This is a genomic window from Winogradskyella sp., assembly GCF_013213835.1.
In the GTDB taxonomy this organism is placed as follows: domain Bacteria; phylum Bacteroidota; class Bacteroidia; order Flavobacteriales; family Flavobacteriaceae; genus Winogradskyella.
In genome coordinates, this window is sequence record NZ_JABSSU010000005.1 from 323,506 (window position 1) to 346,844 (window position 23,339).

Annotated in this window: 17 protein-coding genes; 5 read left to right on the top strand and 12 right to left on the bottom strand. The window is 33.1% G+C overall.

Going from position 1 to position 23,339, the window contains the following annotated elements; genetic code table 11:
• Positions 1–27 precede the first annotated feature (27 nt).
• The 8 genes from HRU50_RS09910 to HRU50_RS09945 form a co-directional block, all read right to left on the bottom strand.
• Positions 28–3,726 carry a metallophosphoesterase gene (locus HRU50_RS09910; RefSeq protein ID WP_296350742.1) on the bottom strand — a complete coding sequence of 1,233 codons (3,699 nt, stop codon included), beginning with the start codon at positions 3,724–3,726 and terminating at the stop codon, positions 28–30.
• 43 nt (positions 3,727–3,769) lie between these two features.
• Positions 3,770–4,708 (bottom strand): L-histidine N(alpha)-methyltransferase, encoded by a 939-nt coding sequence (locus HRU50_RS09915; protein WP_296350745.1) that lies wholly within the window; start codon positions 4,706–4,708, stop codon positions 3,770–3,772.
• Positions 4,708–5,877 (bottom strand): ergothioneine biosynthesis protein EgtB, encoded by a 1,170-nt coding sequence (egtB, locus tag HRU50_RS09920; RefSeq protein ID WP_366927373.1) that lies wholly within the window; start codon positions 5,875–5,877, stop codon positions 4,708–4,710. The genes HRU50_RS09915 and egtB overlap by 1 nt, the downstream gene beginning before the upstream one ends.
• 2 nt (positions 5,878–5,879) lie before the next feature.
• Positions 5,880–7,103: a bifunctional alpha/beta hydrolase/OsmC family protein gene (locus HRU50_RS09925; protein WP_296350747.1), complete on the bottom strand. Its 1,224-nt coding sequence runs from the start codon at positions 7,101–7,103 to the stop codon at positions 5,880–5,882.
• Positions 7,104–7,122: 19 nt separating this feature from the next.
• Positions 7,123–7,404, bottom strand: a complete 282-nt coding sequence (locus tag HRU50_RS09930) for a DUF427 domain-containing protein (RefSeq protein WP_296350748.1) — start codon at positions 7,402–7,404, stop codon at positions 7,123–7,125.
• Between the two features lie 17 nt (positions 7,405–7,421).
• Entirely contained in the window at positions 7,422–8,984 is a 1,563-nt protein-coding gene (locus HRU50_RS09935; RefSeq protein ID WP_296350751.1) for a YdiU family protein, read from the bottom strand.
• A gap of 111 nt (positions 8,985–9,095) precedes the next feature.
• The gene (locus tag HRU50_RS09940; protein ID WP_296350753.1) at positions 9,096–10,352 is read right to left on the bottom strand and encodes a hypothetical protein; all 1,257 of its coding nucleotides are present in this window, start codon (positions 10,350–10,352) and stop codon (positions 9,096–9,098) included.
• Positions 10,342–11,667, bottom strand: coding sequence for a DUF4270 family protein (locus HRU50_RS09945; protein WP_296350755.1), 1,326 nt, complete (start codon positions 11,665–11,667; stop codon positions 10,342–10,344). The genes HRU50_RS09940 and HRU50_RS09945 overlap by 11 nt, the downstream gene beginning before the upstream one ends.
• A 403-nt stretch (positions 11,668–12,070) precedes the next feature.
• Between HRU50_RS09945 and HRU50_RS09950 the strand changes: the two genes are divergently transcribed.
• From HRU50_RS09950 to HRU50_RS09970, 5 genes are all read left to right on the top strand, one after another.
• Positions 12,071–13,081, top strand: coding sequence for a kelch repeat-containing protein (locus tag HRU50_RS09950; RefSeq protein WP_296350757.1), 1,011 nt, complete (start codon positions 12,071–12,073; stop codon positions 13,079–13,081).
• A gap of 143 nt (positions 13,082–13,224) precedes the next feature.
• Positions 13,225–13,524, top strand: coding sequence for a DUF4907 domain-containing protein (locus HRU50_RS09955; protein ID WP_296350760.1), 300 nt, complete (start codon positions 13,225–13,227; stop codon positions 13,522–13,524).
• A 262-nt stretch (positions 13,525–13,786) separates the two neighbouring features.
• Positions 13,787–14,563, top strand: coding sequence for a sensor histidine kinase (locus HRU50_RS09960; RefSeq protein ID WP_296350762.1), 777 nt, complete (start codon positions 13,787–13,789; stop codon positions 14,561–14,563).
• On the top strand, positions 14,563–15,291 hold the full coding sequence (locus HRU50_RS09965; protein WP_296350764.1) for a LytTR family DNA-binding domain-containing protein: 729 nt from the start codon (positions 14,563–14,565) through the stop codon (positions 15,289–15,291). The genes HRU50_RS09960 and HRU50_RS09965 overlap by 1 nt, the downstream gene beginning before the upstream one ends.
• A gap of 75 nt (positions 15,292–15,366) precedes the next feature.
• Entirely contained in the window at positions 15,367–16,584 is a 1,218-nt protein-coding gene (locus HRU50_RS09970) for a Pycsar system effector family protein (protein WP_296350766.1), read from the top strand.
• 5 nt (positions 16,585–16,589) lie between these two features.
• On the opposite strand, the gene HRU50_RS09975 is transcribed toward HRU50_RS09970, so the two are convergent.
• The 4 genes from HRU50_RS09975 to HRU50_RS09990 all read right to left on the bottom strand — a co-directional run bounded on the left by HRU50_RS09975 (position 16,590) and on the right by HRU50_RS09990 (position 23,318).
• The gene (locus tag HRU50_RS09975) at positions 16,590–18,962 is read right to left on the bottom strand and encodes a GAF domain-containing protein (RefSeq protein WP_296350769.1); all 2,373 of its coding nucleotides are present in this window, start codon (positions 18,960–18,962) and stop codon (positions 16,590–16,592) included.
• A 91-nt stretch (positions 18,963–19,053) separates the two neighbouring features.
• Positions 19,054–19,509 (bottom strand): hypothetical protein, encoded by a 456-nt coding sequence (locus HRU50_RS09980; RefSeq protein WP_296350771.1) that lies wholly within the window; start codon positions 19,507–19,509, stop codon positions 19,054–19,056.
• A 24-nt stretch (positions 19,510–19,533) separates the two neighbouring features.
• Positions 19,534–21,657, bottom strand: a complete 2,124-nt coding sequence (locus tag HRU50_RS09985; RefSeq protein ID WP_296350774.1) for a glycoside hydrolase family 97 protein — start codon at positions 21,655–21,657, stop codon at positions 19,534–19,536.
• Between the two features lie 2 nt (positions 21,658–21,659).
• Positions 21,660–23,318, bottom strand: a complete 1,659-nt coding sequence (locus HRU50_RS09990) for an alpha-amylase family glycosyl hydrolase (RefSeq protein WP_296350777.1) — start codon at positions 23,316–23,318, stop codon at positions 21,660–21,662.
• Positions 23,319–23,339: the final 21 nt, after the last annotated feature.

The following is a 23,339-nucleotide window of genomic DNA, read 5'->3' on the forward strand; positions in this document are numbered from 1 at the left end:
ATTACAATGATACAATGAACATATTTATTAAAAACCAAACCCTAATTGGAATGCCAATCGTAGTCCGTCATCACTTGTAAAGGCTGAGATATTTGCGCTTACCATACTATAAGCTGTTATAAATACTCCACCACCAATTGAAGTATTCCAATCGTCCTTGTTAAATTCTGAATCTAACACCAAATCATTATCTACCCAAACACGACCATAGTCGAAACCTCCATAAAAACCAATATTAAAAGGCAAGAAATTAGAAGATCTTCTTCTAAGGTTAAATCTAAGATCAGTACTTTGAGCAAAAGCATTTTTACCTGCAAAACGTTCTCTTCTAAAACCTCTTAGACCTGTTTGATCACCTAATACTGCAGCCTGGTAAAACTCAAACCCATCCCCAAAATTTAAGTGGCTTCTCATTTTTGTTGCTAAAACTATTTGACCTTCTGGCAACAACTTATAATCAAATCCTAACTCTGGGATTAGGTAACCAAAACCATTTGTTCTACTCACATTATTTTTATAACCAGCCAATAAACTAAATTCCATTCCTAAGGTTGGGAACGCTTCATTGTCCTTTACTTCATAATGATATTTTGCGTGTGCGCCGTAAAAATCTTGTTTATCAAAAACTTGATTATCTGGTGTTGTGATGCTCTCTAAAAAACGACCTGCTGTTCTATCTACCTCATTAGACTCATAAGATATCCCAAATTCAAATTGAGATCCAGCTTGTCCTCGCCAAACTAAAGTTGGTGCTGCACTAACAGTTCTAATCTTTACCCTATTATAATTAAGATCAGCATCAAAGTTGTCATCTTCGTCAGCCTCTGGATTTACTGTACTATTACCAAAACCAAAGAAATTTCTAGCAAAATTAGGACTTGTAAAATCTAAATCTATCCTAAGGTTTGTAGTACCTATAACATTAGCAAATTCAGCATTATAGCCTATATCATAACCACTAGTTGCAAAATAATAACCTGCAGAAATAGTGTGCTGAGAAGAAAAAGGATTACGCTCAAAATTGTAATTAGTAAATGTGTTTGTAAAGCCCATTCTAAAACCATCGTCTGGGTTAAAACCTATGGTGGGCATTAACTGATTGGTACTGTTTTTTAATTTCTTATAATTATAAACAATAGTTTCATAGTCATCGGTCAACTTTTGTCTGCCATTATCAGTTAGAATGGTATTTTTCTTAGACTTATAATCGTAGTAAATTACTTTTTTACCATTTTTAATATCATAAGTATCGTTGTTCTGACCACCGACCAATCGCAGTTTAATATAATTATCTCCTTCACCATAGACATTAAAAACATCGTCATCATCTAATGCGTAAATCCAGATTTCTTTAGTTTCGGTTCTTGAATATGTTCTCTCATGAAATACATCTGACTTTTTACCTTTCTTAATTCTATATGCCGTAACTTTTGTCTTACCTTCAGGCATTCTTTCCACATCAAACCAATCATCTTTATTAGTGCCTTTTATAACTGCGAACTTATTAATCACCTCATAATATCTATCTGAAATATCTTGAAGATTAGCACGTCTTTGCTTTAATATAGCTTTAATCTCCTGTAAATCTTGATCTCTTATTTCTTTTGGTACATTTAAGAACGCATTTTCAATGACCTCATCCGTTACATAATCTTGAATATATTTTACCTGTGCATCCCAAACTTCTTTAGTAGATTCTTGAATAATTTCCATATCTAAAGGATAAGGCTCAACATTAATGGCTTCAACATTATTAAGTGTCGCATCGTATTTTTTTAACAAGCCAGCAGTTGGCATTAAAGCTACAGCTGTCGACAAAAGGAAACCATCACTCATTTTAGAAAATGCTTGATCTCTATCTCTTGGCATAGGTCTGTACACTTTCTTACCATCTTCTTTAAACTGAATCCATCTCCATTGGTCTTGATGCCTATCCCAATCACCTATTAACATATCAAATAATCTCGCCTTAATATAAGCTGCTTCATCAACCACCAAATCCTCATCTTTATGAATCTTCTTCATCATATCATCAGTACTCAATAGCTTATCTTGAAAACCAAAACTGGCTTTATCAGAATGTCCTTCAGATGTATGTTCTTCTATCATATACAGCTCATCACCAAAGTCAGCGTTATATGAACCTAATGCATTTTGTTTTGGCACATAATATAAAACAGGATTAGTATGATAAACACCAATAGCATCAGCTAAATCACCCACTACAAAAGGCGCATAAGGATGTGCACCTGTAAAAACATCAGACACTAATTCTGTAACAAAATCATCATCTAATTTTTTGCCAATAAATTGGTCTTTAAACATTATGGCTTGTAAATACTGTGAGGCCTGTTTTCTGAGCGCACGCATTACATATTGTCTGCCAGACTTATCTTCTAATCGTAGTGATTTAGATTGATTTCCGCCACCTTTTCTAACAGGTATTAATCCACCAAAAAGTGTATCTAAATTTACGGTCGGCGCTAGAACTTCAGTTGCAAACTGTTCTCTATATCTCTCACCCCAAAGGAATTTATAGAATCCTGATTTATAAGCTTCTTCTTTTGTATGAATTGATGCTAACTTTTCAGATGGAAAGTCATCTGGAAAATCAACATTCTCTTCTTTTTTAGATTCAAATATTTCAGTTTGAAAAACAACTTCATCAGAACCAGCCTCATAAAAACGGACAAAAGAAGAACCATCATTAAAGACATCTAAGCGTGCATAACCATTTTTGGCATAAGAAAACTTGCCATTACCAACTAATCTTGTTGCCGTTTCTTTAGAACCTGAACCGCTAACTATTTGTGCTAAACCAGCTTCTTCAATATATTGAAGATTATGGTCATGACCTGACACAAAAATGACCTTATCATTTTGCTGCGCCATACTGACCACTCGTTTTTGCAATTCACTATACATTTTATGCTGTAAATCTGCGTGAGAAACACCTCCAGTCTTTCTAATCAGATTTTTAAGTGTTCCTAAAATTGGTAACGGTTTTAAATGACTTTTAAAATCGTATTGTCCACCATGTGAACCATTAGTAAACATTGGGTTGTGTACTGCAATTATTGTTGTTTTACCTCTTGCTTTCTTTATTTCGCTTGCCAGTTCATTTAAAAAATCTACTCTAGTTTTGATGTCGCAGTCATCATTTATGGTTGGGTGTTTATCCCAATTTGTTACATACCATTGGGAATCTACAATGATTAAAACTATTTCATTAGAGATTTTGACCTTATCAATCGGACAGCCATTTTCCGGTAAAAAAGTATTTTTTCCTAATTGCTTTTCAACAAACTTTTCCTGGCTCTTAAGGCCTTCTATACCGCTATACCAGTCATGATTACCAGGAATAAAAACCGTATTCCCTTTAAATTCTTGAGCTACGTCTGTTTGAACTTTTAATCTATGTTCAGCTAAGTTTCTAGAAGCATCCTTTTTATCAACCAAACCAACTGGATAAATATTATCACCTAAAAATATTGCTGTACTATTTTTAGATGCTTCCTTTAACTGCTTCCCAAAATCTCGAATAGCCGGATCAAGTTTATTTAAATCAGAATTTCCAGCATCACCGAGTAGATAAAAACTATGAGAAATCACCTTATCTTTAGGAAATGGTTTTTCTGAACCATCTGCTATTTGCTTCTTAAGTGTCGCACAAGAACTAAGAAAAAGTAGCAATGCAACTGTAATTAATTTTGGTGTATTTTCCATAGGTTCGATTTTCTACAACTTATCTTAAAAACAAAAGTAATAATTACTTTTCCCATAAGCTATCAGTAAAATAGTGCTTACAGTCCAAAAAATTATGATTTAATTTAAAATTAGATTGTATCGCCATATCATTTATATCCTTGATAGCAAATTTTCTTGATAATTCAGTCCAAATTAATTCATTATATTCAAAATCAACCTTAATTTTCAGAGCTTCAATATTTACTATTTGCTTTCTTAAACTTATAATATAACTTTTTACATCTCCTGTTAATGGGTTGTAGTGGCAATAAAAGTCAAAATCATCAATCTTAAAATCAGCCCCTAATTCTTTGTTCATCCTTAAAAGTAAATTAAGGTTAAAACGTTTTGTAATGCCATATTTATCAAAATAGGCGTTATGAATGGTTATTGGGTTCTTTTTTAAGTCAAAACCAATTAACAGTTTATCACCTGATTTCATATTTTTATTAAGAAGATTGAGCAACTCATTGCTTTTTTGATCTGGGTAATTACCAATATTACTACCTAAAAACAAAAGTAAACTTGGGTATTTACTTTTTCTATTATCCTTCAATATCTCAAAATAATCACCAACTTTAGGTTTTATTTTTAAGGAAGGAAGCCTGTTTTTAAGATTTTTGTTTAAAACATCTATTGCTTCTTGAGATATGTCTATTGGAACATAATAAAAATCAATTTCTTTAGTTACTAAATATTCTAAAAGTTTAAAAGTCTTAAAACCATCTCCAGCACCTAACTCAACAATATTAAAGGGTCCTGAAAACTTTAAAGCGTCAATAATTTTACCTGACTGTAATGATAATATTTCAAATTCTGCATCTGTTAAATAATAATCTGGCATATTCATTATCTCCTGAAATATGCGACTTCCATTGTCATCATAAAAGTATTTAGATGATAAGAATTTATTTTCGGCTGTTAAGCCTTTAATCACATCTTGTGCAAACGTGTCTAACATTATTTTTTAACTAATCTAATTCCTGAAAATTGCCATCTCATATCGGGCGTAAAAAAGTTGCGATAAGTTGGTCTTGAATGCCCATTTGGTGTTGCTATAGAACTACCGCGCATTACCATAGTATTTACCATGAATTTCCCATTATACTCACCAATAGCACCCTCAGCCTTAGTATATTTTGGATAGGGTAAATACGCACTATTTGTCCATTCCCAAAGTTGACCATAATTCAATTTACTCGAAGCTACCTCCCACTCAAACTCTGTTGGCAAACGCATCCCTTTCCATTCTGCAAACGCAGAGGCTTCATAGAAACTTACGTGACTCACAGGTAAATTTAATTGAACCTCTTTATACCCACCTATAGTATAGTAATACCAAGTTCCATCAACCTTATGCCAATATAATGGACAATTGATGTTATTTTTTTTGATGAAATCCCATCCATCTGCATGCCACAAATTAAAATCATTGTAGCCATTATCCTCTATAAAATCTAGAAACGCCTTATTGGTCACTAAACTATTTGAAATTTCGAAATCATGGATATAAACGTTATGATTTCCTAACTCATTATCCCAACAGAAGTCTTCACCTTCGTACCCAATTCTATAGAGCCCTTCATTATAATGAGTGAAAATCTCATTATCTAATTCTGGATTTAGAGTTACCTGAAAATTAATGGTTGGAAATGAAAGCTGATGCCCGAGAATATATTTTATATCGTAGATCAATAACTCCTGATGCTGCTGCTCGTGTTGAAGGCCTATTTCAATAATATCATAAACTTGCTTTTGAACTTCATTCTCGAGAAACTCGGCCATATTTTGGTTAACATGAATTCTGTAGTCTAATATATCTTGAAAAGTGGGTCTAGTCATAAGACCTCGATTAGCCCTAAGTACGCGTTCACCTACATTATTGTAATAACTGTTAAAGTAGTAAGCAAAATCATTATTAAACGCCTTATATCCTGGTTTATTCTTCGTTAAAACAAACTGTTCAAAAAACCAAGTGGTATGTGCTAAATGCCATTTAGGTGGCGATACGAAATCTACTGGTTGAACAGATACGTCCTCGGGTTGCAAAGATTTACAAATCTCTACTGATCGACGTCTAATTTTTAGAAACCTATCGAATGTGATGGGGTTAACTACAACAATTTGCACTATTAATCTTGTATTACTTGTGTTTCGAAAATAACTTCGCTCTCCAAGGTTCTATGTACCGGACAGCGTGACGATATCTCCTTTAATCGTTCTTTCTGACTAGCATCTAAGTTACCAACAAATTTTAGTTTTTTACTAATATGATCTAAGTATTTTGGTTTTTCAACGTCTACATTTAAATCATCACTATGTTTACGTGAATGTGATATATAAACAAAGACTTCTCTTAAATCCCATTTCTTGCGTTCAGCATACATTTTTAATGTCATTACCGTACAAGCCGCCAATGAAGCATTAAGGTACTCGTAAGGTGATGGCCCAAAATCACTGCCACCAATACTTTCAGGTTCGTCTGCAATTAATGTGTGATTTTTAGTCTGAATCGATGTAGTAAAATTATCATTAACGATATTTAAATGTCCCACCAGCTGTTCGCCGCCCGTACTCAACATTTTATTTTCAATCTTAGGAAAATAACGTTTTGCCCATGTGCCTATTATCTCACCTACGTATTGACTATCTTTTTCTTGGGTCAACAAATGGTCGGCATTATCAAGAGTTACAAAACTTTTAGGGTGGAAAGCTGTTTTATATAATTGTTCTGCATTTTCAATACCGACAATCTTATCGAATGGTGAATGCATTATAAGTAATGGTTTGCGCAATCCTTTAACAACTGATGGTAAATCCGTTTTATCAAACTCAGTCACAAAATCTCTATTTATTTTGAATGGTCGTCCTCCAATGTTTACTTCGGCTTCTCCTTTTTCTTCTATCTCATCAATACCATGAGAAAATAAATGTTTTACATGTGTTACGGTTGCCGGTGATCCAACCGTTGCCACTGCTTTAACCGCATCTAATTTTGAGGCAGCGACGAGAACAGCGGCGCCTCCTAAGGAATGCCCTACTAATAAACTTGGTGCACCAAAGTGTTCTGTCATATACGTATGTACATCTAACAGATCATCTATATTCGCGGAAAAATGACTGTCTACAAATTCGCCTTCGCTACGTCCCAATCCTGTAAAATCGAAACGAACTACAGCAAAGCCGTCTTGAGTGAGAGACCTGCTAACATTCCTTACAGCGCTTAAACTACTGCTACACGTAAAACAGTGAGCAAAAATGGCATAGTAATTAGGTTTTTGATTTGCTGGCAATTCTAGCTGAGCATTAAGGGTAAAGCCTTTTCGATTGGTTATTTTAAGCTTTTGAGATTTCATCTGATAGCTAATTTATGGTCTAATTTTCAACCTTAACACCGCGCCAAAACGCTACATAGTTTTTTATGCCTTTTGCCAGTTCTGAAACTTCAGGATAGTACCATGCGGCATCAGTATTCGATTTCCCATTAACCTCAACAGTGTAATAGAAAGCGGTTCCTTTCCAAGGACATACGGTATGTGTTTCACTGGGTTTAAAAAATTCTTTTTTAATATTCTCATGAGGAAAATAATGATTTCCTTCTATTACTACGGTCTCATCACTTTCGGCAATTACCGTATCATTCCAAATTGCTTTCATTTATTTTTGTTTAAATTCTAAGAACTACAAGATAACATAGAACATCCTACTTTATGTCTTGCCCAATCTGGTCGCTTAGCAAACCACTTTGAGTTTTCTGGTTGTTCATTGTACGGTTTTTTCAATAACTCGAACAATTCTGACACCAAACTATAATCTTCCTTATCTGCTGCATCTATGGCTAGTTGTGCCATATAATTTCTTAAAACATACTTAGGATTAACCAAGTCCATTCTAGTCTTTCTTTGGTTATCTTTTAAAAGCTCTTTTTCTAATCTTTGGTCGTAAGACTGAAACCAAACTTTCCATTGATCTAAAACAGTATCTTTAATATCATTTGGAACGTAAAATGACTCTTTGACAACCTCAACTCCATGTTCTGAATTTCCTCTTTTAAAGTCTGATAATAGTCTAAAAAAAATAGTCATATCAGTTTCAGACAGTAATAAACATTCTTCTAGGTCTGATATCAAGTATTTATCTTCATTTAATTTTAAATCTAAACCTAACTTAGAACGCATCATATCCAAAGACTTATTCTCAAAATCTTCTTGATATTGATTTAAAATGTCTTCAAAAGGTTTGGTTTCTTCAACCAATGGATATAACGCATTAGCTAATTGCAATAAATTCCACAACCCAATATTGGGTTGATTACCATAACGATATCTTTTGTTTTGAGCATCAGTTGTATTTGGTGTCCAGCCATAATCAAAACCTTCTAACCAGCCATATGGCCCATAATCTATAGTTAGTCCAATAATGGACATATTATCTGTATTCATAACACCATGCACAAAACCTACGCGCTGCCAGTGAATAATCATCTCTAATGTTTTATTAGCGACTTCCTTAAAAAAGATGATATAAGTTTCTTTTGATGGTTTACCTAATTCTGGGTAAAAGTACTTTATCGTGTAATCAACAAGATGTTTTAGATTAACATAATCTTGCCTTGATGCAAACAATTCAAAATTACCAAAACGAATAAATGTTGGCGACACTCTACAAACAATTGCACCTTTCTCATAAGCAGGGTTTCCGTTATACATAACATCTCTTAATACGTCATCACCAGACAGCATTAAACTTAAAGCTCTAGTTGTTGGCACACCTAAATGATGCATAGCTTCACTACATAAATATTCTCTTATTGAAGACCTTAATACGGCCAAGCCATCTCCTCGTCTAGAATATGGTGTTTCACCCGCTCCTTTTAACTGAAGTGCCCAACGGTTGTTTTTATGTTCAACTTCGAACAGATTAATAGCCCTACCATCACCTAACTGTCCTGCCCAATTACCAAATTGATGCCCAGCATAAGCCATTGCGTATGGTTCAGTGCTTTCATAAATTTTAGAACCTGAAAAAACATCTAAAAAAGATTGTGATTTACTATCAGAAAGTTGCAATCCTATCTGAGAAATCATTTCTTCAGAAACATGAACTATTGAAGGATTTGAAGGCTTCTTAGGACTTACAACAGAATGCGTGGCATTAAAAACCTTACGCCGAGAATTCTCTGTATTAGAATCTTTCGGCAGTTCTTTATTAAATGTATTACTGATATTTAGATGCATACAACCTAATTATCTCATAAAGATAACTAATAATGTATTCAACGTATCAAATAGAAAGTTGTTTGTGAAATTGGTGTATTGAAAAAAACTATAACTTAAGTTGTATGACTATTAGTTATATTTTCTTTTTTGGAACCAGATACCTGAAAGCGTTAAGTTAAGATTAATAGTGCTAAAATTATCTTGAACCAAGAAACTTTCAGTAGTTCCTCTTTTACCAACATTATATGAAATGTTAAGGTATGAACCCAATCTTCTACCTACTGGTAATCCCATTCCTAAGGATAAACTATAGCTATCAATCTTTTTGTCGTCGACTTCTAAAAATCCACTATTGTAGTTTAAACCTGCTCTGAAGTTTATACGCTCCCAATATTTTAAACTTACAGGGTTTTTGATGTACTCGGCGCCGAGTGCAAAAACATTTTGATCTACATAATTACTTACACCTTCTGATTGGTCAGTATCAGACCAAAAACTTGATGTGTAATCCGCTGAGAACAATACATTCTCATATTTAGTACTAAAACCAAAACCAACTCGTAGTGGTAAAGAAAAATTATCTAAAGACTGATCTGTTGTTTCTTCTAAAAGTGAAAACGATCCATCATTCGCAATTCTCTCTACTACTCTATCTCTGGTTGCAGTTAAATCCGCAGGTAAATCTAAAGTGAACCCGAAATTATATTTTTTCGCCAATTTATATTGTAATCCAAAACCAATTTGGAAACCTTCATAGTAATTGTCTTCAATAATACTTAGCACACTATTTTGCACTACGATCGTTTCACTCTCTTCTATATTACCAAACAAATACGAAAGCTTTACACCAACATTTAAATTATCAAATATTTTACGCCCATAATCTAGTCTTACATCATTAACACCTCCAGAACCTAAAATATTTGTATTGAACTGACCTGTACTGCCTTCAATATTACTTTGAACACCTATTAATTCATATCCTACACTTGTCGCTGGTTTTAACGATAACCCTACTCCATATTTACCATTTCCATTAAACCCTATAGCAATATTTGAAAAATTAGAATTTGCTCTAGTCTCATCACCATCATTACTCGATATATTCTGAAACTCTGTAAAAACACCAAAATCAAAAACAAATCGTTGTCTTTGTATTGATGCAAACGATGCAGGATTATATAGGTTTAGTTGATCAAAACCATCTAATGCTATTCCAGTCCTTCCCATTGCACTGTTTCTACCAACATTACTGTTGGTTTCAACGCCCAAGCCGAATAATGAATACGGAGAACTTGTATTATTAGTTTGAGCATAAGTACCTATCGTAAATACTAAGGCAAAACATAATATTGAAAGGTATTTAGTAGATCTATTAATCTTCATAAATAGCATAAGTAATTGTAAGTTCTGCTTCAAAATCTTCATTAAAAGCATCATTGAATAGTACACTATTTACCCTAGACTCATTTTCAAAAGGCAATAGAATTAGTGCAGTTTCTGTTATTGGCTGTTCATTGAGTTTTGTTTCCACAAACTCCAAAACAGGAATATTGTAAATGATTTCTCCAAATTCAGGATTTTCTTCAATTAAACGTGCAAAAACAAAATCTATATTATTAAATACTTGTATTGTAACATCATTGTTTTGATCGACAAGATATAAACCAAGTATTTGATCAATCGGTTTTATGTCTGAATAAGAATCTCTATTTGGCTTAATTCTTAAGTTAGCATTAAGCACTGTTCCTGTACCATTAATTTCAAACAAATTTCTTATTGAGGGAAATTCGATTCGAGTAGCATAACCAACACCAGACTGCATATAACTATTATTATTACTGTCAGTGGACAATAGATTTACTTCCTGATCATCTATTACTTCTAATGGAAGACCAGTGACATCACTAGTGATGTTGTTATAATATGCGAAAAGATCTATATCCATTGTGAGTTCAAAAACTTCTTCATTTTCCTCGAACTCTCCACCTTCATCCTCAGGAGTATTGTAATAAAACTTTATAAATGTCTCGTTTGGTGAAAACCCAACTACAGAGCCGTTATCAGTATCATCCGGTTGTATGGTTAATCCTTTAAGCTCTTGAAAAAGAGACTCATTATCCTGTATTTGGCCATTTTGTATTTTACTAAACAAATCAGCCCCGAAGTCATCCGGAAGTTCAATATATAACGAATCTCTCCCTATTCTTGGCTCAAATTGTTGAGATACAATAGGAGTAGCCTCGTACGGAATTTGAGTATTATTATAGATATCATTATCACCATCTTGAGCATCAATCTTATCGGTTAACCTGTGAAGGTTTAGATTTAGCACTTGAGTGGTATCATTATAGAAGTAACCATCGTAATTCATTACTAATGCTACACGATCTAAAACCGCACCTTCTTCAATAAAATAATTACCACCTGATAATCTAAAATATGAGGCAGCTCTAACTTCTCCAAAGTCTGGATCTGTATACTTTCCGAACAATAACCTAGAACTATTTGAAGTAGGAACTCTATCAAACTTCATGGTAGAAAGTTTAACATCAAAAGTATCAATCTCTAAAACTCTAATATTAGTATCTGTAAAATCTTGACCTACAACCAAAGATGTTGTCTCATCTTCTGTACAAGACACAAAAAAAGATACTACTGTGAGGAAAAGAATAAAAAACCTTGATTTACTATATATCATTAATAAACAGTTTAAGACAAATGAAACGAATACATCATGCCAAATGAATAAAATTATACGAGACTCTTATTTATATCTACACACTAACTATAACGCTCTACTAATCTTAATATTCTTATTAGCCTATGTTATGAATGCATTCATCTACAAAAAAACAGGATTAGTATAATATGTTTAAGAGTGTCTTAGCTATAAACTAAGTTCGTATTTGCATATTTATTCGGTTGAAACTTTTATTTTTGTTTTAATTTTTAATATTTGCCAAAATTAGGTCATTTTTGCAGAGTGTGAAAATTTATAGCTTTTTTATTTAGAGCATCATAATAAAGTGATATTGAATAAGGATTTTCGCATCAACCTAAAATAAAAAGAGAATTACATAGTTTTAAAAATAAAAAGACAAATGAAAACTAGAAAGACAAGTATTGTAGTGTTAATGAGCTTACTATTAATTACATTTTATAGTTGCGGTGATGACGATAATGGTGGTAGCGGAAGCAATCTCACGGGTAACTGGGTTGAGCGTTCTGTGTTTAACGAAGAACCTAGAAGTAGCGCTACGGCATTTACAATAGGAAATAGAGGCTACATGGGAACTGGATATGATGGAGATGATTACTTAGGTGATTTTTGGACTTATGACATCGCATCTAACTCGTGGCAACAATTAGCAGATTTCCCAGGAGTTGAAAGAAGCTCTGCAGTTTCATTTGTAATCGGTAACCAAGGATATATTGGCACTGGTTATGATGGCGAATCAAATCAAGAATTATCTGATTTTTTTAGATATGATGTTGCATCAAACACATGGAGTCAAATCGCAGATTTTGGTGGTACAGCTAGATATGGTGCGGTCGGATTTAATAGTGATTCAAGAGGTTATGTAGGTACAGGCTTTGATGGTAATGGTGATAAAAAAGATTTCTACAGGTATGATCCAAATACAGATACTTGGGAAGAAGTATTTGGTTTTGGTGGAGGCAAAAGAAGAGATGGTGCCACTTTTACAATCGGTTCTGACGTATACTTAGTTACAGGTGTTAGTAATGGTATTTACGAAGAGGATTTCTGGGTTTTTGACACAACCACAGAGACTTGGTCTCAATTAGAAGATATTAATGAAGATACTAATGCATTTATAATTAGAGCTAATGCAGTTGCATTTACGCTGAATGGATTAGGTTATGTTGCTACAGGAGAGACTGGCGCGACAGTTGGCACTGTGTGGGAATACAATCCAGCAACTCAAAATTGGACTGAACGCACTCAATTTGAAAGATTAGCAAGAAGAGATGCCATAGCCATTAGTAACGGTGAAAAAGCTTTTGTTGCATTGGGAAGAAACGGAACATTATATTTTGATGATAACATGGAATTTTTCCCAACTGAAGAACAAAATGATGATGATAACTAGGATCATCTAGTAAATATGAAAATTAAAAAAAAACAGGTGTACTATTAATAATATTGCACCTGTTTTTTATTTTAAAAGTTGGCATAATACAAGTGAAAAATTTACTTAAATACGTCGTTGTATTTTTTATTATCGTGATTTCTGTGTTCACGATTACACATTTTATTTCGCAACAAGACGAGAGTGTTAAACAAAGTAATAATAACATTACATTGCATATTTCTAAGCAGGAAAATTATTGGATTTATGAAATAAAAAGAAATGATAAGTTATTCATTCGTCAAGAATATATTCCTGCGGTTAGCGGTCAACAAAGATTTAAAACAAAAAAAGAAGTAGAAATCATTGGTGAAATTGTATTAGAGAAATTATCAAATAGAATGAATCCTACAATTACAGTTGATGATTTAAAAACTAATGGTATTACCTTTAAGGAACTTTAGATATTAAATCTTGGAGAAGACCTATAACATAAAAGAACCTGTAATTCATCTATCGGTTTGGCTATGTTTTTGCATAATCCCTGTCATCACTGCTTTTATTGAACTAAATAGAATTCCTAGTGACCTTATAATCGTAATTTTATTATTACCACTCTTATTTTACACAAATTACTTCATTCTAGTCCCTAATTTTCTTCTAAAGAAAAGAGTCATTTTATATGTTGTAAGCTCCATACTTTTTTTGGGGTTATTTAACTACATCATGATAAAAGTTTTTCCTAGTGCTGCATTCAACAGAATGCATGAAGAATTAGTAAAAACAGACCAAGACATACCATTTATCAAGGAAATGAAATATATAGTTCCTCTAATACTGTCTGTTTCGATCTTTCTTTTAGGTGGCATTTTTGCTTTAGTAATAGATTTTTATAAACGTGAAGGCGAATCTAAGGAGCTTGAGAGCACAAAAAAGGAAATGGAAATTCAGTTTTTAAGAGCTCAAATGAATCCTCACTTCTTATTTAACTCCTTAAACAGTATTTATTCATTGGTAAGAAAAAAGTCTGACGATGCACCTGAAGCCGTGATCACCTTATCAGAATTAATGCGTTATATGCTTTATGAAGTAGGCAAAGAAAAGGTACCATTAGAAAAAGAAATGAACTACATAAAAAATTATATTGTTCTACAGCGTTTAAGATTAAAGAATACCGAAGATGTTACACTCAACATTCACGGCCAAACTCAAAACCTTCTCATCTATCCATTAATATTGATTACTTTTATTGAAAATGCTTTTAAATTTGGAACAGACTATAAAGGAAATACTCACATTGAAATTCAAATAACAATTACTAACAATACGTTAAACTTTAAAATAAAAAATATAATTGGCGTTTATAAGAAGGATATGTCTAACTCTGGTGTTGGTCTTAAAAACGTAATTGATCAATTAAATTATCTTTATCCTAATAAACATGCTTTAGAGCAAACAGAAAGCAAGGACTATTATCTAACACACTTAACACTAAATTTGTAATGAATTGCATAATTATAGATGATGAACCATTAGCAATAGATGTCATAGAATCTTATTGTAATGCTATTGGATCCCTTAATGTTAGTGCAACCTTTACGAACGCTATAGAAGCACTTCAGTTTCTATCTAAAAACACGGTAGATCTTGTGTTTACAGATATAGAAATGCCTAATATCTCAGGTATTGATTTTATAAAATCCTTAGAAGGACAAGTACCTTACTTCATTTTTACTACTGCGTATTCTCAATATGCCTTAGAAGGCTTTGACATGAACGCTACAGACTACTTAGTAAAGCCAATACCTTTCCCAAGATTCATTACAGCAATCAACAGAGTTAGAGAATTAAAATCTTTGAATGATTTAGCCCAAAGCAGTAATGTAGCATCTGCTGGTTCTATTCAAAAAACACTCACAGATGACTTTATTTTCATCAAATCAGAATATGAAAATCTTAAAGTCAACCTCAAAGACATTAAATATATTCAAGGGTTAAAAGATTACTTAAAACTGCATATTGAAGACTCTAGTCCCATTTTAACACTGATGAATTTCAAACAAATACAAGAAAAACTACCCGAAGAAATGTTTCTTCGTATTCATCGTTCTTACATCATTAATGTTGAAAAAATAGAATCTATCCAAAAAAATAAGGTGGTTTTATGTAACGAACGTATACCCATTGGAGAGAGTTTTAAGTCAATTGTATATTCAAGGTTTGGAATTTAGATTTATTACGACTAAGACCAAAACTGCCTTTTAATGAGACAGTAATTATTATTAAATTAGCACTAAACTATACTTATGGAAGATATAATAACAGATGTTGAAAAATTTGTAATCTCTCATCTAAATAATCATCTAGACAAAAAGTTTGTTTATCATAATCTCGCACATACACAAGGTGTAGTAGGCAAGGTTAAAGAAATAATTGAATCTTGTCCCGTAGGTAAAGAAGAGGCACTTCAACTAGAAATTGCAGCTTGGTTTCATGACACTGGTTATACTAAAACCATTGATGGACATGAAAAAGAAAGCACCATAATTGCTGCAGACTATTTAAAATCTAAAGGTATATCTCATGACAACATTACTACAATAAGTAATATCATTTTAGCAACAGAAATGCATCATATACCAACTAATGAATTAGAAAAGATTATTAGAGATGCAGATTGTGCTCATGTGGCAAGTAAGAATTATGATGACTATGCAGCATTGTTACGCAAAGAATGGGAGCTCACAAAAGATTTAGACGTATCTAATGCCGAATGGATTGGTCAAAATGTACATTTTTTAACCGAACATAAGTTTTATACGGATACTGCTCTAAAAAAATGGGAATCACGTAAAGGGAAAAACTTAGCTAAATTAATTCAAGCACATCAAAAAACTCAAGACGACTCTAAGAAAATAAAGCAAAAAAGAGCAGAATTACAGTTCAAAAAACAAAAACAAGACTTACCAGATAGAGGTATTGAGACCATGTTTAGAGTGGCCTTACGTAACCATATTACCTTAAGTGACATTGCTGATACAAAGGCCAATATTTTATTATCTGTTAATGCTATTATTATCTCATTAGTACTTTCTAATTTAGTATCTAAACTAGATAATCCATCTAACGATTATTTAATTTGGCCAACAGTAATCTTTGCGGGCTTTACTGTCATTTCAATTATCCTTTCAGTTTTAGCAACACGACCAAATGTAACCAGCGGAAAGTTCTCAAAAGAGGATGTTGCTAATAAAAAGGTAAATCTTCTATTCTTTGGAAACTTTCATAAAATGAAACTAGATGACTTTGAATGGGCTATGCAAGAGATGATGCAAGACAAAGAGTATCTATATGGTTCCTTAACAAAAGACCTCTATTTTTTAGGTTTAGTACTCAACCGAAAATATAGCCTTTTAAGACTTACATATACCGTATTTGCTATAGGAATTATAATAAGTGTTATTGCTTTTGCTATTGCATTTCACTTTTACGGTGCTCAAGAAGCAGTAGATATGATTCAATAAGTTTACTAAGACTTTATCTCTTTCATTAAATCATCATAGGTGTAAAATGCCTTATCATCTTTATCCTTATGATATAACACACTTACACGAATCGCTTTTAAACCAGTAACAGCTTGCAAATCTTGAAGTTCAACAATTTCAATATCATTATCCAAATACTTTTTGTCTTGTAGGAATCTAACGTATCTCAAATACTCTTGTTCGTCTTCTTTTTGAGAATACACAATACTTATTTTTCCTTTTTGGGTAACGCGTTCGTTTGTGCCCTTTATAAATGCTTTGTCTACACGTTTCTTAACGATTTCATATCTGGCATTATATGTTCCATCAACATCAAACTGTTTCTCATCCATTCTAAAGCTAATAGACAATGGTTGATTAAAGACTAAAATCATTGAAGCTACATCTAAATGCACAGGAAACTGTGATTGCATTTGGTAGTAAGCATTTTCCATTTCTACCATAACTTGAAGTTGCCACAACCTAAGATTATATAAGTAAATAGGATTAAAGCTTTCTTCTTTTGTAATAGATTCACCAATGTACATATTATGCTCAACACCATCAGTTTTAAAACGCTCAAAATAATGTGGATACATAGCTTGTGCTTCAACCTGCTTTTGATCTAGAAGTGAAGCCATTTCCCTATTTATATTGGCGATAGTTTCATCATAATCCTTTCTATGATGGTAAATCACATTTAGATCATCATTGATAGTATTGTAATATTCTTCTACCTTTGAAGCTATGGGTCTTAACGTCTTAAGATGGCTTAAAACTGAATCTATATCTTCTTTGAAAAATGCTGAAATTTGATGTTCACTATCTACCTGAAATGCATTTTCTAATCCATTAAGATAGTTATTAACTTGATAAATATATTGATCATAGATAGGCAGCTTCTCTAAATTTGAAGCTTCTTCTAAGATACTTTTTACTGCATTTAATTGCAAAGTTAAATCTTGCCTTGTTGCTGAATTTCTTGCCTCAGAAGAACCCTTAATATCAATCTGACCATAAAGTGGATATACATTGTCAAAAGCTATTTTCTTAAATTGTGGTTCGTTTCCGTTCCATTCATCTTTAATGTATTCTCTTGCTTCTTTCTCAAACCTCCAATGTACACTTGGATGTATTGATGTACATTCCTTTTGAATAATTGCCTCAATTAGCGTTTCTTCTTCATTTTTTGATCGCTCAACAGCAGACACAATAAACGGCATAACATCTATCAGCTTATTTGCATTGATACTGTTCAAAACCTCAGGCTCTCTAGATACAATCTCAAGAATACCCATAATTTGGTTTTCATTAGCTATTGGCGCAAAAATGGCACTTTTAAACCCTTGGTCGTACAATGATTTAATATGAGGTGCTTTCCCGTTTGACTTCTCATACATGCTATCAACATTGGATATTGAAAAGAAGTTTTTATCATTTAATAATTTCCCGTGAGACCATCTACATAAGGCATCCTTACATGCTACTTTCTCGTTGTTATTTAGTAAAAAACTATTTATTCCAACACCATAGACCTTTTCAAAAGACTTTTCTTCTTCATTATAAATCGAAAAGCCAACTTCAATATTTTTTAATCCAAATAACGAACGGAAAACCTCATAAAATCCATGAATAAAATTCTCATCATTTCTTTTATCTTCTCCGATTAAAGATGATTTAATATTTGATATCGACTGGTCGTCAGTAACATCAAAAATATTCGAAATTACAAACCCTTTGAAATCATAGGTATTCGGTGGAAATTTTTCTCGCCACAAATCGATATTATCAAAATTATCTAATAACTCGTCATAATCCTCTTTAGTGATTTTTGGTGCATTCTCCCTAGGGATAATTTCCATAAAATCTACATTGTAAAGTATCTTGTAATATCTTATTATACCTTCAGCGTCAGGTATTTCATATAAAAATGGACGCTTAAAGTTTATATTATAACCACAGCACGCTTTTAGAATGATTGTACAAGCCATGATATAAATTTGCTCTTCTGGCATATTCATAACCTCTAGCTTAAAATCTTCACCTGCCGTTTTTAATATAGATTTAAAACGTTCTGATGAATTAAAAACATAGTCATAAAATGGTACAACGGCAACTTTTATCTCATTGTTAGTTAACAACGGATTAAAGGTATCTCTTAATATTACTGAGATATTTTCTTGTTGCTCTTGAAAAACAGTAAGATCACTAAAACCTTCTCGCAGCATCGGATTTTCTCGCGCTATTTTAAGAACCTGTTCTGCATTTGCTTTAACCGCGCTATTGTCTGAGTCTAACAATTCTTCATACTGTTCTAGAAGCTTGTTAAAACTCACCTTTATTACAAAAGGAGACTCAATTTGGTTGTTTATGTCCATGTCGTAAAACGTCTTAACTTAATGTAAAGTTACGAATAATCTAAATAGTCGTAGTATGTAAGACTATCTTACAAGAGTTTTGTTACAACTTTTAAAGCCCTAAAGCACCATAAGTCCAATTAGCTCCATCACTAATAAAAATTAAGGTCTTTGTAGGATCATTGCCATCTCCAGCTGTATCTGCAGTCATGTTAACAGGTGCGCCAGTTGCTACACGACTGTCACCAGAAAACATGCTTCCACCATTACTGTAAATTTGTGCCGTTTCTGTATCTGACACATTTCTTAAAATGTAGATTCTTCCTGGTAATTGCGTTGCATCGGGTAAAATAAATTCTCCATTACCCGATGTTGGAGTTAAATTAATATAAACACCATCATCAATTGGGGTTGCTGTACCACTTGGTCCACCATTAAGACTAACAACTTTAAGTGACAAATTTCCATTAATATCTAATGTACTTTTTGGCTCAGTGGTGTTAACACCAACTTGTGCATTTACTGTTAAAAAAAACAGTAGACATGCGAAGGTTAAAATATGCTTCATGACTGAAGTTTATTTATTAGTTATTTATTTAGTTTTTATAAGGCTAATTGCAAAGCCTCCACCTTCAGCAAGTTTTATAGTAAGATTTGAGTTTTTATTTATTTGTAATTCTTCAATTTTAATATCTAAAGGATTATTATCCCAATGGGCTTTTTCACCATCTTTATAAATTACAGCATCGTAGGTTTGCCCTTCTTCTAAAAAGTCAAAATTTAATGTTATAGTTCGTGCGTTTTCATCAGTAATACTTCCGACAAACCAGTTATCCGTTTCGCGTTCTTGTCTTGCAATGGTCACGTAATCACCTACTTCGCCATTTAAAACTATAGATTCTTTCCAATCTACACCAACATCTCGGATAAACTGCAAAGGTTTTGGATTAGCTTCATAGTGTTCTACTAAATCGGCTGCCATTTGTACAGGACTATAAATTACCACATATAATGCTAATTGCTGAGCAAGTGTTGTATTTACCTGATTGTCTTTACGATACTCATCAAATTTAATGTTGAAAATTCCTGGTGTAAAGTCAATTGGTCCTGCTAGCATTCTTGTAAATGCAACAATAGGCAAATGTTCAGGTGGATTTCCACCATCTCCAGACCAAGCATTAAATTCTTGTCCTCGTAACCCTTCTCTCGAAATGATATTTGGATATGTACGGCGTAAACCTGTAGCTTTTATAGGTTCGTGAGCATTAACAGCAACTTCATAACTTGCAGCTTTTATGGCCGCATTGTTGTACTGATTCACCATATATTGTCCGTGATGATATTCACCTTTTGGAATAATTTTACCTACGTAACCAGATTTTACAGCGTGCATTCCATATTTCTGCATTAAAGCATAGGCTGTATCTTGTTGTTTCTCGTAGGTTTGAGTTGCTGCAGACGTTTCATGATGCATAATAATTTCAACACCTTTTTCTTTAGCGTAACTTGTAACCTCATCTAAATCATAATCTGGATAGGTCGTGACAAAATCGAAAACACCTTCTCTATCTTCAAAACCAATCCAACGTTCCCAGCCAGTATTCCAACCTTCAACCAAAACACCTTTAATATTGTTTTTAGCAGAAAAATCAATGAATCGTTTTACATTTTCGGTAGTTGCTCCGTGTTTTCCGTGAGCTTTACCTGTATCTGTCCATTTTCCATCAACCATTTCCATTCCGTAATCCCAAGTTGATTTTCCTAAATGCATTTCCCACCAAACACCTGTATATTTCATTGGTGTAAACCAAGACACATCTCCTAACTTGTTTGGTTCATTTAGATTCACAATAAGGTTAGATGCAATTAAATCTGGTGCATTATCTGTAATTTGAATGGTTCGCCATGGTGTATTGAAAGGCAAACTTTGTTTTACTTTGTAATCTCTATTTTCTGAACCTACCAAATTACTTTTCAAATTAAAGTTTTCAGTGTCAACCTTCAAAGTCATTCCTGAATAATCGAGTAATGAAGCTTCGTGAAAACTCAAATGCAGACCGTCTTTCCCAACCATTGTTACTGGTGTATTTACAGCATTTTCTGGAATATAACTTTGTGCTAAATTAGTCTTTGGAATGTATGATTTTGCATCAATTTCTGAAAGCTTAGTTGTACTGTATAAATGTTCGTAGATATCCCAGTCACCTGGAATCCAAAAGGTTTTGTAATCTTCTGTGAGGTTAAATTCGGTGTGCTCTTCTTTTATTAGAACATCACCTTCAAACTTGTTTTGCTCTGGAAATTCATATCTAAAACCAATTCCATCATCATATACTTTGAATACGATATTTAGTTTTCGATTTAATTCTGAAGTTTCTTCAAGCTCAATCTTTAATTCATTGTAATTATTGACAACATCTAACTGTTCTCCCCAAGGCATTTGCCAGGTTTCGTTAAAACTTTGAGTAGTTGTGTTCTTTACTTTAAAATTCTTTTCTAAGCTTGGAATGTCTTTAAATTCAAAACCTAAATAAGACGTATCAACCACAACCTTATTTTTGAACTTAACTAGATAAAACGGTTTTCCTTCTTGATTTACATTAAAATCAACTTCAACGTTAGTATTAGGTGAACTTGAAGTTAAAACTAACTGACTTTCATTCTGACAAGAAAAAAAACTGATACTCAGTAAAACGATACTTACCCAAATTCTCATAATTATTGCTTTTCAAGTAATACAATTTCAAACTCAGAATTCACAACGGCATTTCCATTTTTTACAATGATTTCTGTAACTGAATATGCATCATTTAAAACATCCCCATCCTCAAAAACTTTTGACACATCAATCACTTTTTCTCCTTTAGCTAAATCTAATCCAATAACCACAAAATCTTTGTAATCTGCTTTTGCATAACTTCTATAAAACACATATGGCTCTGCTGTTATCATTTGATGCGTACCAGCACCAACTGCTGGATGATTTGCTCTAAATTGTCCAAGTTTTTGCCAATGCGTTAACACATCTTTCTTAGCATCCATTTCATCCCAATTCATAAATGAACGTAAGGTTGCATCACCTTCAGTTCCTTCAATTACTAATGAGCGAGCTGACTCATCTCCATAATACACTTGTGATGTTCCTGGCGACAACAATAACTTTGTACCAGTTTCAAAAGGTTTTTCTCTGCTGGCATCAAACGGACTACCATCATCATGAGAACTCATGTAATTCAACACACCAAAACCTTTTAATTCACTTTGAAGCATATTGTTATATCTCACAAACATATCTTCAGTCTTCATTTGCTTCGCATTCCATTTGAATTCAAAGTTGATTTGACTTGTAAACATATTATCGAAATAGTTGACTTTCTTGTCTCCAAAATCAAAAGCTTTACCGGCTGAAATTCCGTAGTTATAGACCTCACCTACTAGGTAAAACTCATTATCATCTAACACTTTTTCTGGATTATCATTCTTGTACTGAGAAAATGCATAATCACATTCAGTTTTAAACTCTTCCCACACAAAAGGTTCTGTGTGTTTTACTGTATCACAGCGATAACCATCAATTCCGAATTCAGTGATATAATCGGTCAACCACTTCATAATATAAAAACGTGGTGCACGAGGATGACCAGTTCTTTCAAAAAAAGCATCTAGTTCTTTTACTTCTTGTTCATATCGACCTTCGGCTTTCCATTTTTCAACCAATTGTGGAGGTAACTCAACGTTATCATTACTCTCGGTTCTAATATCTGGAAGATTAGCAACTAGTGTACAACTCACAGTATTCTCATAGTTATCATAAGTACATTGCTTGTCTGTGCGAACCCATTCGTTTGGCCAAACTGGGTCTTTTTCAGTTACTGGACCTGTATGATTTATTACTGCATCTAACAACACACGAATACCTTTATTGTGAGCTGCTTCAACTAACGCGTGTAAATCTGCTTTCGTTCCATAATTTGGGTCAATGTTTGTCCAGTCTTTTGCCCAATAACCGTGAAAACCATAGGTGACTCCTGTTCCTTCGTCCGTTCCTCCGTGAATTTGTTCAACAATTGGTGTCATCCAAATGGCATTAATCCCTAAATCTGTAAAATAACCTTCTTTGATTTTTTGGGTAATTCCTTTTAAATCTCCACCTTCAAAACCTCTAAGCTTTCCGGTTTCTTTTGTTCTATCAAAATTAACATCGTTGCTTTCATCTCCATTGTTGAAACGATCAGTCAATAAAAAATATAGATTTGCACCTTCCCAAACAAACGGTGTTTCAACCTGTTTTATATCTTCAACTTTTTCTTTGCTAGAATTATTTTTACAATTTACGAGCATGAGGCTTGCCAGTATTAAAAGGGTTATTTTTTTCATATTTATATCTTATTGGACACG